This window comes from Octadecabacter antarcticus 307 (assembly GCF_000155675.2).
GTDB lineage: Bacteria > Pseudomonadota > Alphaproteobacteria > Rhodobacterales > Rhodobacteraceae > Octadecabacter > Octadecabacter antarcticus.
In genome coordinates, this window is record NC_020911.1 from 1676859 (window position 1) to 1691581 (window position 14723).

Annotated in this window: 14 protein-coding genes; 3 read left to right on the top strand and 11 right to left on the bottom strand. The window is 57.0% G+C overall.

Features of this window, described 5'->3' with window-relative positions:
• Nucleotides 1–214: 214 nt before the first annotated feature.
• From OAN307_RS08595 to OAN307_RS08620, 6 genes are all read right to left on the bottom strand, one after another.
• On the bottom strand, nucleotides 215–1288 hold the full coding sequence (locus tag OAN307_RS08595; protein WP_015499385.1) for a TRAP transporter substrate-binding protein: 1074 nt from the start codon (nucleotides 1286–1288) through the stop codon (nucleotides 215–217).
• Nucleotides 1289–1333: 45 nt separating this feature from the next.
• Nucleotides 1334–2881 carry a TRAP transporter large permease gene (locus OAN307_RS08600; RefSeq protein WP_015499386.1) on the bottom strand — a complete coding sequence of 516 codons (1548 nt, stop codon included), beginning with the start codon at nucleotides 2879–2881 and terminating at the stop codon, nucleotides 1334–1336.
• The gene (locus OAN307_RS08605; protein ID WP_015499387.1) at nucleotides 2881–3636 is read right to left on the bottom strand and encodes a TRAP transporter small permease; all 756 of its coding nucleotides are present in this window, start codon (nucleotides 3634–3636) and stop codon (nucleotides 2881–2883) included. Before OAN307_RS08605 ends, OAN307_RS08600 begins: the two co-directional genes overlap by 1 nt.
• A 76-nt stretch (nucleotides 3637–3712) precedes the next feature.
• Nucleotides 3713–4198, bottom strand: coding sequence for a flavin reductase family protein (locus tag OAN307_RS08610; RefSeq protein ID WP_015499388.1), 486 nt, complete (start codon nucleotides 4196–4198; stop codon nucleotides 3713–3715).
• Nucleotides 4199–5083: an aldo/keto reductase gene (locus OAN307_RS08615; protein WP_015499389.1), complete on the bottom strand. Its 885-nt coding sequence runs from the start codon at nucleotides 5081–5083 to the stop codon at nucleotides 4199–4201.
• Between the two features lie 10 nt (nucleotides 5084–5093).
• The gene (locus OAN307_RS08620) at nucleotides 5094–6248 is read right to left on the bottom strand and encodes an LLM class flavin-dependent oxidoreductase (protein WP_015499390.1); all 1155 of its coding nucleotides are present in this window, start codon (nucleotides 6246–6248) and stop codon (nucleotides 5094–5096) included.
• Nucleotides 6249–6358: 110 nt separating this feature from the next.
• Here OAN307_RS08620 and OAN307_RS08625 point away from each other — a divergent pair, with 110 nt between their 5' ends.
• Nucleotides 6359–7069, top strand: a complete 711-nt coding sequence (locus OAN307_RS08625; protein WP_015499391.1) for a GntR family transcriptional regulator — start codon at nucleotides 6359–6361, stop codon at nucleotides 7067–7069.
• A 3-nt stretch (nucleotides 7070–7072) separates the two neighbouring features.
• Nucleotides 7073–8179 (top strand): Gfo/Idh/MocA family protein, encoded by a 1107-nt coding sequence (locus tag OAN307_RS08630; RefSeq protein WP_015499392.1) that lies wholly within the window; start codon nucleotides 7073–7075, stop codon nucleotides 8177–8179.
• Here OAN307_RS08630 and OAN307_RS08635 read toward each other — a convergent pair.
• The 3 genes from OAN307_RS08635 to OAN307_RS08645 all read right to left on the bottom strand — a co-directional run bounded on the left by OAN307_RS08635 (nucleotide 8176) and on the right by OAN307_RS08645 (nucleotide 11808).
• Nucleotides 8176–8973 (bottom strand): phytanoyl-CoA dioxygenase family protein, encoded by a 798-nt coding sequence (locus tag OAN307_RS08635; protein WP_015499393.1) that lies wholly within the window; start codon nucleotides 8971–8973, stop codon nucleotides 8176–8178. The two genes, OAN307_RS08630 and OAN307_RS08635, sit on opposite strands and share 4 nt — an antisense overlap.
• A 208-nt stretch (nucleotides 8974–9181) precedes the next feature.
• Nucleotides 9182–9853 carry a hypothetical protein gene (locus OAN307_RS08640; protein WP_015499394.1) on the bottom strand — a complete coding sequence of 224 codons (672 nt, stop codon included), beginning with the start codon at nucleotides 9851–9853 and terminating at the stop codon, nucleotides 9182–9184.
• Entirely contained in the window at nucleotides 9850–11808 is a 1959-nt protein-coding gene (locus tag OAN307_RS08645) for a DNA gyrase/topoisomerase IV subunit B (RefSeq protein WP_015499395.1), read from the bottom strand. Before OAN307_RS08645 ends, OAN307_RS08640 begins: the two co-directional genes overlap by 4 nt.
• A gap of 108 nt (nucleotides 11809–11916) precedes the next feature.
• Here OAN307_RS08645 and OAN307_RS08650 point away from each other — a divergent pair, with 108 nt between their 5' ends.
• A complete protein-coding gene (locus OAN307_RS08650; RefSeq protein ID WP_015499396.1) occupies nucleotides 11917–12807 on the top strand; it encodes an NAD-dependent epimerase/dehydratase family protein in 891 nt (296 codons plus the stop codon).
• Here OAN307_RS08650 and OAN307_RS08655 read toward each other — a convergent pair.
• Both OAN307_RS08655 and OAN307_RS08660 read right to left on the bottom strand, forming a co-directional pair.
• Nucleotides 12804–14000 carry a UbiH/UbiF family hydroxylase gene (locus OAN307_RS08655; protein WP_015499397.1) on the bottom strand — a complete coding sequence of 399 codons (1197 nt, stop codon included), beginning with the start codon at nucleotides 13998–14000 and terminating at the stop codon, nucleotides 12804–12806. The genes OAN307_RS08650 and OAN307_RS08655 overlap by 4 nt on opposite strands.
• 42 nt (nucleotides 14001–14042) lie before the next feature.
• Complete coding sequence (locus OAN307_RS08660; RefSeq protein ID WP_015499398.1) at nucleotides 14043–14687, bottom strand: pyrimidine 5'-nucleotidase; 645 nt, start codon at nucleotides 14685–14687, stop codon at nucleotides 14043–14045.
• Between the last annotated feature and the right edge of the window lie 36 nt (nucleotides 14688–14723).

Here is a 14723-nt window from a genome sequence, read left to right on the forward strand (position 1 = left end):
CGGGCCGTGGGGTGGCGCTGGAAGGTCTTTTGCGGCCACTTTATGGTGGCGGTCGTCGTTTTACACCAGTGTTTCGCGCGGCATTAGCCATAGCGCCAGCCCGTCGGGACGGACCGGCGCTTGCTCGGCGCCTGCGGCTTGACTCCGAGCGGGGGCAGGACACAAAAAAGGCCGCCCCAACCGGAGCGGCCTTTTCGATTTCAGGTGTTAACCTTTAGTTCAGGTCGGCGGCGTAGTCTGCGGCCAGATCGGCCTCAACCTCTGCGACGGCGGCCAGAAGCGCGTCGAGCATGTCGCTACCCCCGTCTACGTTTTCACGAAACCATGCCTGCACAGGTTCGGCGGCCTGCGCGAACATGGCCTTTTCTTCGGGTGTTGGCACATAGACCTCACCGCCACCGTCTACGAAGTCGGTGTAGGCTTGGATCGAGTTGCGCTTGGGTGCAGCGAATGTCGCCTGCTGCAGCGCGTAGAAGCCATCCACGATGACGCGGCGCTGTGCCTCGTCCATGCTGGTGAAGCGTTCGTTGTTCATCCACCACAGCGCGCCCATATAGCTGTGCCCGTCAAGGGTCAGGTATTGCAGGCCCGCATCGGGGAACTTCATGCCCATGATGTCCGTGATGCCGTTGGCTGTGCCTTGGACAACGCCGGTTTGCAGGGATGTGAACAGTTCCGGCCACGGGATCGGGGTGGCCGAGGCGCCCATAGCTTCGACCAGCTGCACGGGCAGATCTGCAACAACAGAACGCAGTTTCAGACCGTCCATATCCGCAGGGGTCTGGATGCGGCGTTCGGTGTTGGCAAAGTTGCGCCATCCGCCGGTGTTGCCGATCGTCATCAGGCGGATCGTGTCTTCGCTGTCTGCCAATGCCTGATCGCGCAGGGTGCGCACGAAATCACTGGAAAGCACCGCTTCTGCGACGCGGTCGGACGACATCAGATAGGGCAGGTCAAGCACCTGAATATACGGGAAGATGCCCGCCGCGCCGCCTGAGGTGGAGATATAGATGTCGATTGAGCCTTCGGCGACGCCTTCAAGGCATTCTGCGCCGGTTGAACACAGCTGCGTGCCGATGAACAATTCGACGGTGATTGCACCGTTTGACGCGGCTTCTACGTAATCCTTGAAGACGATCAGACCGTCATAGTCTTCGTCGTTTTCGTTGGAGTTTGCGGTTGCGCGCAGGGTGATGGAATGGCCGTCCGCATAAACAGGCGTGGCGGCGATGGTGTAGGCGGCGATGGTCGCGGCCATGGCCAAGGGTCGAGCAAGGTACGTCTTCATTTGTGTAATCCTCCCAGATTTATGAAGTTGGTTAGGCGTTGGTTTTTAGTTTGGTGGCGGCCCAGGGCTAATGCAAGCCATGTAACCGATGTCTGGTGAGCAGCCCAAGAAGTCCGCCAGATATGGAACTGTCATTGAGATTTGTGGGATGAAGGTGATCAGGAAAATCACGACGACTTCGACTGCTAAGAAAGGCAGAATGGCCCATGCGATGGTTTCGACCTTTTCACGACTGACCGTCGAGGCCACGAACAGCACCAGACCCATCGGGGGTGTCGCAAGGCCAACCGTCAGGTTCACCGACATGATGATCGCGAAATGCACAGGGTGCACGCCGATGTCCACAAAGATTGGGCCAAGGATCGGGCCAAGAATGATGATCGCGGGGCCCGCGTCCAAGAACATGCCGACGATGAACAGCAGGATGTTGATCAAGAACAGCAAGATCAGCGGGTTTTCGGACAGGCCCAGAATGATGTCGGCCATGGTTGTGGCCGCGCCGGATGTGGCGACGATGGTCTTGAACGCCACAGCCGCGCCAACCAGCAACAGCACCGAGGCAGAGGCGAGGGCGGAGCGTTGCAACACGTCAAAGAAATCCGCCCATGTCAGGGATCGCAGCACAAAGACGCTGACCAGCAGGGCGTAGGCCACAGCGACGGTGGAGGCTTCGGTCGGGGTCATGACGCCCACAAGGATACCGCCAAGGATGATGATCGGCGTTTGCAGTGGCACGACGCCCTTTTTGCACACGATGCGGAAGTCAGGGCTGACAACGGTGCGCAACCACACAAAGAAGAAATGCGCGAACACCAGCAGCACAGCCAAGGTCCCCACAAGCATCCAGCCTTGCGGTTTAGCAACGCCTGCAAACAAGGACCCAAGCCGGAACACCGCCCAAAGCAAGCCCATGAAGTTGATGCGCACAAGTATCAGCGACAACCAGTGTTCGATTGGCGCGATGGTCTGGTTTTTGTGAACGATGCGTTCAGCTTTTGGCAAATCGTAGCGATCGGCCATAAGACGCACCATCACCATCAGGCCGATGCCGACCAATATGCCCGGAACGATGCCCGCCATGAACAGCGCGGCGACGCTTTCGCCCATGACATAGGCATAGATGATCATGATGCCGCTAGGTGGAATGATCGGGCCAATGACGGATGACGCCGCGGTAATCGCGGCGGCGAATTTGCGGGTATAGCCGTTCTTTTCCATCGCAGGAATAAGCGTGGAGCCAAGCGCGGATGTATCTGCCACCGCCGACCCCGAAAGGCCCGCGAACAGGATGGACGACAGAATATTCACTTGCGCCAGACCACCGCGCATATGGCCCATGAAGGCTTGTGAAAATTCCACAAGGCGGGTGGTGATGCCACCGCGGTTCATCACCTCACCTGCCAACATAAAGAACGGCAGTGCCATCAGTGGAAAGCTGTCTATGCCGTTGTAAACATTGCGGTACAGGATCGAGAGATCCCTTTCATTGCCGGTCACCCAGACCATGAAGCCGGGGGCGAACAGCAGTGCAAAGACGACAGGCGTGCCGATCATCAAAATGGCAAGAAACAGCGGAAGGAACCAAATCAGCATTATGATACGCTCGCGATGTCTTGATCGCCCAGCGGGGCAAGGCCAGCGTCGCGCCCGAACAGTTTCAACCCTTGGCGCAGGATCAGTTCGACACAGACAATGATCAAAAGGTTAATCCCGACCCAAAGGGCTGAATATTGGTAATAATTTGAGAACCGTGGGCCACATTTGCCAATTTCAAAGCCGAACGGCCAGCGCAGGGTGGATGAACAGCCGCGTCCTGTCAGGCTGTCGACGTGATTGTTCAGGCCCTTGTCCCACATCACCAACAGCACCGCGAAAGACATCGCGAACAACACCAGCGTCAAGACCGTGGACAGGCGTTCAGACAGCGCACGTTCAAGCATATCAATGGCGACAAACCCGCCATGACGGTACGCAATCGGCGCCATCAGGCCAGTCATCCAGAGCATGCCAAATCGCGCCGCTTCTTCGGTCCAGTTCGGCGCATCGTTCAAGGCGTAGCGCATGAAGACTTGCAGCAAAATACAGGACACCATGAAAATCAGGGCGCCGGCGGCGACGTATTTACCAACCTTATGGATGATTTCGTTGATGGCGGCGTGGGCTTGGGCCGCAGGGATCGGTCGCACCGCGCAGGCCAGCCAAAACGCCGCCGCCATAAGCCCAACAAGGGCCATGTCGCCAACACCAATAATGTCAGCCACGGCCTCTCGTCGGTCCTCAAAGGCACCGATGAACAGGATCGCCGCATAAGCTGCGGCGACCACTCCGATTGCAAAACGTCCTCCCAAAGTATGCCCTCCCTAGGCCGCAGTGGTATGTCCCATTCTTGTCGTCATGCGAGGGCTTTACGCCCTGTTCTTTAGTTTAACCCTTAATTGATACGAACCGTCCGCCTTGGAACAGTAGCGGTAGCCCTTCGCGGGCGGATGCACCTGTGACGCGGCCGACGATGATCGTGTGATCGCCCGCATCGTGTTCCGCGTCGAGTGTACATTCAAACCGCGCAAGGCAGCCATTGATCAGTGGAACACCATCGTCGTTCGCCGCCCAATCAAGCCCGTCAAACGCTGATTTATCACGGGTAAACCCGTTACAAAGCTGCTGTTGATGCCCGTCAAGAATGTGGACCGCGAAGTGCTTTGCGCCCGTGAAGTATTTGAAACGCTTGGATGATTTTGCAGGCGACCACAGCACCAGTGGTGGGTTGAGGGACACCGAGGCAAAGCTGTTTGCTGTAATCCCGATGGGCCCGTCAGCCGATGCGGTTGTCACGATCGTGACCCCAGTGGCATAGGCACCCAAAGCATCGCGGAACGCGCGCTGGTCTGTAAGGGGGTCAAATGCGTTCACTTATGCCACCTCATGTCCGAGAGCGGATTCGTATAGTTTGAACCACGTTTGACGCGACATGTCCACTTTAAGAGCGTCTGATAAGCCGTTGATACGGAACATATTATTTGTCCCCATCACTGGCATGATCTTGGCGGGATGTGCCAGCAACCAAGCGACTGCAACGGCAGATCTATCAACGCCGTTGTTGGCAGCAATGACGTCCATCGCGCGGCCAAGATCGGTGTCGTCTGTCATAAGCGCGCCACCCCCAAGTGGCGACCACGCCATTGGCGCAACGCCGCGTTCTTGCAGGTAGGCCAGATCACCGTTGGTCAGTGCCGCGTGCGCGGACAGCGAAATTTCGATCTGGTTCGTCACCAGTTTTGATTTCATGCCTGATTGCAGCAGGGTCCAGTCGTGCAGTTTGAAGTTCGACACACCGACAGCGCGCACTTTTCCTGATGCCACAAGGTCATCCAAGGCCGCGCCAGTTTCATGGTGATCCATCAGCGGGTCGGGGCGATGGATCAGCAGGACGTCGATTTTGTCGACCCCCATCAGGCGCAGGGAATGATCGACGGAGGCAACTATATGTTTGCGTGTGGTGTCGTAATATTTGCCCGGTGCGTCAGAATAACGACCCGCTGGTGCAAGGATATCGCATTTTGTCACGACTTCGATCTGGTCTTTGATCGCTTGGGTCAGGCCTGCGCCCATGATTTCTTCGGCCATGTAGCCGCCGTAAATGTCGGCTTGATCCATGGTCGTGATGCCCTGCGCAAGGCAGGCCTCGATCTTGGCCTGAACTGCTTTGGGGGATGTGTCGTCAACATCGCCAAGCCGCCACATGCCATAGACAATGCGTGACAGGGACAGGTCGGGGGTCAGGGTGATGCGTTCCATAGATGTCATTTTATTTACGAGGTCCGTTTCCGAGAGGGGTTGCAGGGGTGTCATTGGGGACACGTCCATAAGCATGGGGCAATGAGCAGGTTTTCAAGTCCGGCATCACAAGTTTTCCAAAATATTTAGCTTCGTCAATGTGCGGATAGCCAGAGAATATAAAGCTACGGATGCCCATTTTGCGATAGCTTTCGATCTTGGACAAGATTTGGTCAGCCGATCCCACGAGGGCGGCGCCACAGCCGGACCGTGCGCGTCCGACACCTGTCCACAGGTTTGGTTCGACGTAGCCGAATTTATCGGCCAATTCGCGGGCTTTGGCTTGGTGGGCGACGCCCAGTGAAATACTGTCGTGGGCGCGGTCGCGGATAAGTGTACCGTATTCATCATCGAGCTGGCTGACGAGGTGATCGGCGTATTCGCGGGCCTCGGCTTCGGTGTCACGTACGATCATGTGAACGCGCAGCCCGTAATCGAGAGTGCGGTTGTAGCGGCTTGCCACGGCATTCACGTCGCGCATCCGCTGCGCCAGCTGATCAATCGGTTCGGGCCACATCAAGTAGACGTCGCAGTGCTGGCCGCACAATTCCAAGGCTGAGGGCGAGTAGCCGCCGAAGTACAACAGAGGGCCACCGGTCTGGTAGGGCGTCGCCGGGGCCGCTGGCACGTTTGCAAACTGGTAGACATCGCCGTCATAGTTGATTTCGTCGCGTGTCCAGGCCTGTTTCAGGATTTCCACAACTTCGTGCGAGCGCTTGTAGCGGTAAGCGCTGTCGGCGACTTCACCGGGGAAATCGGACGAAATCACGTTGAGTGTCAGGCGGCCTTTCAGCATGTGATCCAGCGTCGCAACGGTGCGCGCCAACATGATGGGCTGCATTTCACCGCAGCGGATCGCGGCCAGCATATTGATCGACTTGGTCAGTGGCGCCATGCCTGCGACAAAGGACATTGTGTCTTGCCCGACTTGGTAGCTGGACGGCGCGAGAACGTTGCGAAAGCCTTGCTTTTCGGCCTCAAGCACGATGTCGCGGCAGTGTTCCCATGACGAGCGTAATGCGCCATCTGGCACGCCCAGATAGGCGTAATCATCTGAACACAAAGCGGAAAACCAGCTAACTTCGGACGCATCGAGGTCGGCAGATGTTACGGGCACGATTGTCATGATTCTCTTCCCAAAGATCAGCTGTTGCCCCTTGCGTAGCATCCCAAACCTAGTGCATCAATAGTGTATCAATTATTTGTAATGCGTGCGCATCAGGGGAGAAAGCACAGATGTCAGACCGGCAACGGCCAACAGCGCTGCCCAAGTATGTGCAGATCGCTGAGATGCTGATCCGCGATATTGCTGCCGGACGGCTGGCAGACGGGGCGCGTCTTTTGCCGGAGCGTGATATGGCTGCAGGTCTGGGGATTGCTGTTGGAACCCTACGTAAGGCGTTGGATTTGCTGGCTGAAAAGCAGCTATTGGAACGCCTTCATGGGTCTGGAAATTACGTGCGTGCCCGCAGTGATGTATCATCAATCTATAGCTTTTTACGGATCGAACGGCGTCAAGGCGGAGGGCTGCCCACAGCCGAGGTTTTGTCGATTGATCGGCTGGCTGTCCCCGCGCAGTCGGGGTTTGCCAGCGCAGATGGGTTCCGGTTCCGCCGCTTGCGGTTTATGGACAATGTCCCTGCAGCGATGGAAGAAATCTGGCTTGATGGGGCCGTGACGGACGTGGTGGACGAGGCGGCGGTGTCTGAATCGCTATACCTCTATTATTCAGACGTTTTGGGCGTTGTGATCACCAGTGCCGAAGACCGCGTCAACGTCGCACCAACGCCGGATTGGGTTGATGGGCGGTTCGGGCTGTCTCGTGGGGACATGGCGGGCTATATCGAACGCACGGGGCGCACACGGACTGGCAAAGTTGTAGAATTTTCAAGGACTTGGTTTGATCCGAGCCAAATCAATTACGTTTCACGTTTAGGAAAGAACTGATCCATGGACATGGTAAACTACGGCATCATCGGTTGTGGCATGATGGCGCGCGAACATATCGCCAACATCAATCTTTTGCCCCACGGGCGGGTCACGGTTGTTTATGATCCGGTGCGTGAATTGGCGGAAAGTTGCGCGGTTTTGGCGGGCAAGGACGGGGCGGCGGCGCAGGCCGTGGTGGCCGATACGTTGGACGATTTCCTGGCGTACGCGGATCTGGATGCGGTGGTGATTGTCAGCCCGAACCACCTGCACGCAAGCCAGTTGCGCGCGATCGTAGCGAAACGCCCATTGCCGATCCTGTGTGAAAAACCGCTGTATACCGACCCTGCCGATCGCGCCGCGCTGGATGCGCTTTTCAGGGGCTATCCACATCCGGTTTGGGTGGCGATGGAATACCGCTATATGCCGCCTGTCAGCGCGTTGATCGAACAGGCGAGCCAAGCGACCGGGGGCATTTCCATGCTGACCATCCGCGAGCATCGCTTTCCGTTTCTGCCCAAGATTGGCGACTGGAACCGTTTTAACGCCAACACTGGCGGGACATTGGTTGAAAAATGCTGCCATTTCTTTGATCTGATGCGGTTGATCCTGAAGGCGGAGCCTGTGCGGGTGATGGCCAGTGCTGGTCAGACGCTAAACCACAAAGATGAAACCTATGATGGGCAGGTGCCCGACATCTGGGACAACGGCTATGTTATCCTTGATTTTGACAGCGGCGCGCGCGCGATGCTTGAGCTGTGCATGTTCGCCGAAGGGTCACGCTATCAGGAAGAAATCAGTGCGGTGGGGCCAAAGGGCAAGATCGAATGTTTGGTGCCGGGGCCTGGACGGTTTTGGCCCGCGGCACTTGGCCCCGCGCCGGTGCCGCAGCTGATCATCAGCCCGCGTGCGCCGCAGGGGCCGATTACGATGGATATTCCGGTCGATCCGACGTTGTTGAATGCAGGTGATCATAACGGATCGACGTTCTATCAACATCAGCGGTTCAATGCGGTCGTGCGTGGGCAGGGCAGCGTTGAGGTGACCGTGAGCGACGGCGCCAAGGCGGTGGCCATAGGGATTGCGGCGCAAGAAAGCGCGCGCACGGGGCAGGCGGTGCTGTTTTAGCGGCGAAAGATTTCGGGAAACCAATCGGTCCGCAATCGCTGGCCTTGTTGCATATCGTGCCCCGGAAACGGCGGCGATGTCGGGCCGGGACGGGTTGTGTAACGCGCATCGTCGCCGAGCAATCGCAGGGAAAACGCGCGACGTCGGGTTGCGGCGTCGTTGCCGCGGGCACCGTGCAGGATATGGTAGTTGAACGCCACTGCGTCACCCGGTTCCATCGCCCATTCGCGCACGTCCATTCCCATCGCGTCAGGATCGGGGACGGGCATATAGGTGTCTTCATCGGCGTAAAACGCGGTTTCTGATAGCCAGCGGGTTGGCAGCACGGGTTTGGGCCATTTGTGCGACCCCGCGACACAGCGCAGCGACGCTTGGGTCACAGGATCAAGCGGCGACCAGAAGCTGACGGTCTGCGTGCCTTGCACGAAATAATACGGCCCATCGGTGTGCCACGGGGTTGGCTTGGATGTGCCCGGCTCTTTGACCAGAACGTGGTCGTGAAACAGCTGGGTAGACTGGCTTTGCATCATGTCGGCCGCAACTTCGGCGGCGGGGCTGTCGCGGATCACGGTTTCAAATTCCGGAATGCGGTGCCAATTGCAATAGTCGTCAAAAAAGCGACCCTTTTCGCCTGATATCAGGTTTTCGGACGCGTAGGGCCCGGGATCGGCCATGTTGCGATCCACGCCCGCGCGCAGGGTGTCCACGTGATCGGCGAACAGCCCCTTGATCACGATGACGCCGTCGCGCTGAAAGGCATCGATCTGGGCTTGGGAAATGAGTGCATGTGTCATGACGAAACGCTGGCAACGAAATGTCGCGCCGTCAAGACGTGACAGCGCCATGTGAGATCACCGAGCCCAGCGTAGATTGCCTGTGGGGCTTGCACAATTTGGCGTGCTTGCGCGGGTGTGGGTGTGGATTGGTGGTCGGTTGACGGCGCGGACGATGGCAAATTAGAGATTTGGTTGCGTCCGAAGTGGCTCCAGAGGAGTGGGGCGCTTACTCGTCGTTTTCTGGCGCGGGCAGTTTTTTCAATTCATCAGGCGCTGGAATTTGGTCGTAAGCGGGTGTGGCATCACGCGTGATCTTAAGGACTTCTTTCACGCGATCGGTAAGTGGTTTTATGTCTTTTCCAAACTTACCAAGTGTTTCTCCTATATCAGAAGCTGCGCCACGAACGATATCAAGCTTTCCTCGCTTATCGATGGCTTGTTTTTCCACCGCTGCAATTCGGTTTAGCATTAAGACTCTATGAGGTTCGTCGAAGTCCGAAGACCCCAAAATAATTTTGCGCATGTCTGAACATAGCTTTAAAACACGGTCACGATCCTTTTTGGTTAAGGAAAACTCCGGAATGAGTGGATCGGAATGATTAGTTTCCTCAAACCCTTTTGGTTTGCCAAATCGTTTTTCCACATCGATTGATCTTTGAAGTCTATTCGCAAAAGACCGTTGGTCTTGCTTATCAAAGCCAAACTTGGCGCGTCCGACTAAATCAATAAACTTTTTCGGAAGTTCATTCGCGCAAATCTGGGCCAAAGTTCTAATTTCGTCAGTATCTGCTATGTCCCACTCACCTATTGCTCCGCTGGATGGGTCGTTTGAAAGCCCTTTTTCGACCAACTCCATGAGACGTAAGTAAGCCTCACTGCGCTCATTTTTTTCACTCAAACATCCAACTCCTCAACAAACCTAGCATTCTCCTGAATATACTGGAACCGCATTTCCGGCTTTTTGCCCATCAAACGCTCAACCAGATCGGCGGTTTCGCCGGCTTCGTCTTCGTCGATGGAAACCTTGATCAGTTTGCGCGATTTCGGGTCCATTGTGGTTTCTTTCAGGTCTTTTGCATCCATTTCGCCCAGACCCTTAAACCGCGATACGTCCATTTTGCCGGACCCGCCCAAGCCGCGGGCCAGAATCGCGTTCTTTTCCACCTCGTCGAGACAATATTCGCGCCGCGCCCCTTGGGTGACGCGGAACAGCGGCGGGCAGGCGAGGTACAAATGACCCGCGTCGATCATCGGGCGCATCTGGCTAAAGAAGAACGTCATCAGCAGGGCGGCGATATGCGCGCCGTCGACGTCCGCGTCGGTCATGATGATGACCTTTTCGTAGCGCAGATCGTCGACGTTGAATTTCGCCCCAAGCTGCACGCCAAGGGCTTGGGTCAAATCACTGATTTCGGCGTTGGTCCCCAGTTTGTTGGATGCCGCGCCCAGCACGTTTAGGATTTTACCCTTGAGCGGCAAAAGCGCCTGCGTTTTGCGGTTGCGCGCCATCTTGGCGGAGCCGCCAGCCGAGTCGCCTTCAACAATGAACAATTCAGTGCCGTCGCGGGATTTGTTCGAGCAATCGGTCAGCTTACCGGGCAGTCGCAGTTTTGCGGTCGCAGTTTTGCGCGAGGTTTCTTTTTCTTGCTTGCGACGCAGGCGTTCTTCGGCCCGCAACACCAGAAAATCGAGGATCGCACCCGCAGATTTGGTATCCGCCGCCAGCCAGTTGTCGAAATGGTCCGCCACCGCCAATTGCACCATGCGCAGCGCGTCGGTGGTCGCAAGGCGGTCTTTGGTCTGGCCGACGAATTCAGGATCGCGGATGAAACACGACACCAGCGCGCCTGCGCCAGTTGTCAAATCCTCCCGCGTGATGTTGGTGGCCTTCTTGTTGTTGACGCGTTCACCGTAAGATTTGATGCCCTTCAGCACCGCAGCCCAGAAGCCTTGTTCATGGGTGCCGCCTTCGGGCGTGGGCACGGTATTACAGTAAGACTGGATGAAACCATCGCGCGTGGGCGTCCAGTTGATGGCCCATTCGACCTTGCCGGGGACATTGAATTTGTCAGTGAAATCAACGGTTCCAGCGAATGGTTTTTCAGAATAGGTGGTGGCGCCTGCCAGCGTTTCGTTCAGATAATCAGCCAGACCGCCGGGAAATTTAAACGTCGCTTCTTGCGGGGTTTCGCCATCGTTGATGTCGGTTTTCCAGCGGATTTCAACACCGGAAAACAGGTAGGCCTTTGATCGCGCCATTTTGAACAGACGGGCCGGTTTCAGGTCTAGGCTGCCAAAGATTTCGGGGTCGGGGTGGAATGTGACGGCCGTGCCGCGCCGATTGGGGGCCGCGCCGATTTTGGCCAATGGCGCTTGCGGCACACCGCGCGAGAATTCCATCATGAACAGTTCTTTGTTGATCGCGACTTCGACCCGCAAGTGATCAGACAGCGCATTAACAACCGATGATCCGACGCCGTGCAAACCGCCCGAGGTTTGGTAGCTGTCACCGGAAAATTTGCCGCCCGCGTTCAGGGTGCAAAAGATGACTTCGAGCGCGGATTTGTTAGGGAGTTTGGGATGCATGCCCACGGGAATGCCACGCCCGTTGTCACGCACGGTGGCGTGACCATTGGCGTGCAGTTCCACTTCGATCCACGTGGCATGACCTGCCACCGCTTCGTCCATCGAATTGTCGACAATTTCGGCGACCATATGATGCAATGCACGGTCGTCTTTGCCACCGATATACATGCCGGGGCGCAGGCGCACGTGTTCCATATCCTCCAGCACCTCGATCGAGGAGGCGTCATAGTTGGACGGGGTTTGTCCGCTTAAAAGATCGTTTGCCATTGGCTGCTCTGCTCTTGTTGGTTGCGATATATTGTGGCGTAAATGGGGGGCGGGGGCAATCGGTAGTGTCGGGTGGCCCGACGTTTGATTGCCACAGAAAGGGTAAAGATGCGGGTATTTTTCACAGGCGGCAGCGGTAAGGCGGGGCGGCATGCCATTGCAGTGTTGCAGGCAGCGGGGCACCGCGTGGTGAACATTGACCAAGTGGTGAGCGGGCTGGCGAACACGCCCGAACTTTTGGTTGATCTATGTGACGTTGGGCAGGTTTTTGGTGCGATGTCGCAATGGGCCGATTTTGACGAGCTTGACCACCCTCCGCAACCCTATGATGCGGTGGTCCATTTCGCCGCTGTGCCGCGGATTATGATCGGTACGGATGGCGTGGCTTTTCAGCAAAACACCCAAAGTACCTACAACGTCATTGAGGCCGCAGTGAAACTTGGCATTCGCAAAATCATTTTCGCGAGTTCGGAGACAACGTATGGCGTCTGTTTTGCCGCAGGTGAGATATTGCCGGACTACATCCCAGTGGATGAAAATCACCCGACTGTGCCGCACGACAGCTACGCTATGTCCAAGGTCTGTAATGAAGCGACAGCGCGGTCTTTTCAGGCGCGGTCCGGGGTGGATATTTATGGGCTGCGGATCAACAATGTGATTGAACCACATGAATATATCGGACAATTTCCGGCATTCGTGAACGATCCGGCGCTGCGCCGCCGCAATATTTTTGGCTACATAGATGCCCGTGATCTTGGGCAGATGGTGAAGTGTTGCCTTGCGACGGATGGTCTGGGGTATCAGGTGTTTAATGTCGCCAACGACGACAGTTCAGTGGCGTTGCCAAGTGCGCAGGTGCGGGCGCGGTTTTATGCAGGCGTTCCCGTGATGTCAGATATGGCCGAGTTTGGATCGTTTTATTGTAACCAGAAGGCCAAGCAGATGGTCGGCTTCGTACCACAGTTTGGTTGGCGTGATGCCGTTTTAGGACAGGGCTAGCCCCTAGCACCCAGCCCCAATTTCATCAGTGTCTTGCGCAGTGGCGCGATACCATAAAAAGTTTCGATCCCCTTGGCGCGTATATCACGCAGCAGCGGGTTTTCGGCTTGTGATGCGCGGTTCAACAAGCCGACACCGGCAACGCGCAAGCGGATGTCAGGGTGGCGGGCGCGGTGGTATTTGGCCAACATGTCGGCGCTGCCCAATGTATCGCGATTGGCCTGCGCCAGATCAAGCAGGCAGGCCACGTCAGACAGCGACATGTTCAGCCCTTGTGCGCCGATCGGGGGCACAACATGGGCCGATTCGGCGACCAAGGCCACGCGTTCGCCAGCCATTCGAGCCGCGATCTGGCTGATGATTGGCCAAACCATGCGCCGACTGGCCAGCGTTAGGGGGCCATAGGTTCCGCCAGACCGCAGCGTTGCTTGTGCGTTGAAGTCGGGTTCCGGCAGTGCTGCGAGGCGGTTTGCCTCTGGCCCGTCGTCCATCCAGACCACGGCGGAGCAGGGGCGACCATCATGATCTGGCAGTGGAACCAAGGTGAACGGGCCGCCGCTGCGGTGGATTTCTGTTGAGACATTGTTGTGCGGCGCGTCGTGGGTGACTGCAAAGGTGACGGCCTTTTGCCCGTAGCGTGTGGTTTTGGCGGTAATTCCAGCGGCTTGGCGCACGGGGCTGTTGCGCCCGTCAGCGGCGATCACAAGTTTGGCGGTGATACGGGTTCCATCGGTGAGTGTGACGCGCGCCTCATTGGTGCGGGTCAACAGGGTGGCAAACCCGACGCCCGGACGGAAATCGATGTTGGGTAAATCTGCCAGCCGCGCGACGATCTCACGGCGCAGCAGCCAGTTCGACAGGTTCCAACCGAACGGCAGTTCGGAAATGTTAGCAGCGTCAAAATCACGGGTAACGCGCGGCGTGGGATCAGCGCCACCTGCATCAACGATCCGCATGATCTGCAAGGGCGTGGCGAAGGGGGCAAGACGGTCCCATAGGCCAGCGGCTATCAGAAATTCGCGGGCCGGTTGCAGGAATGCTGTCGTGCGCAGATCCGCGCCATTTGTGGTATTATCGGTGATGGGCTGCATCGGGTCCGCAATGACGACGGAAAATCCAGCCGCACCGAACGCCGCCGCAGTCGTTAGCCCCGCAACACCGCCGCCAGAAATGAAGATATCTGTGTTGATCATATTTACGAATATAGGCCCAAGGGGGCTGTGCGGAAAGCCATGTCAGACCAGCTGCGACAAGAAGGCCGTCAGGTCGTCAGTGTGGTGGTGGATGTGGTCATGGTGTTGTGATTTTGGCGCCACATGTACAGTGCGCATGCCCATGGCGTGTGGTGCTGCAAGATTGCGAACGTCATCTTCAAACATCGCACCCAGTTCGGGTGGCAGATTGTCCAGTGCGAACACAGCTTCAAACGCCGCCCGTTCGGGTTTAGGGCGATAGCCCGCATGTTCAACACCGTAAACCGCGTCGAACACACCATCCAAGGCCCGCGCGGCCAGCACATTGCGCGCGTAGGGCGCGGTACCGTTGGTGTAGACGATTTTGCGACCGGGCAGGGCGCGGATCTGTTTGGCCAAGTCGGGGGCGGGCGGCAGGACGGAAAAATCGATGTCATGGACAGCGATAAGGAAAGGATCGGGGTCAATGTCATGATCGGCCATCAGCCCAGCAAGGGTGGTGCCGTAGCTTTTCCAATAGTGATCGCGCAGACGGTTCGCCTCAGGCCGATCAACGTTCAAGGTCTCTGAGACGTAATCGGTCATCAGGACTTCGATCTGGTCAAAAAGCGCGACTTCTGGCGGGTACAGCGTGTTATCAAGATCAAAGACCCATGCGCGCACGTGGGAGAATGAGGATTTAACCATGCGGTGACCTTTGTTTTTATCGGATGGGGTTTACAA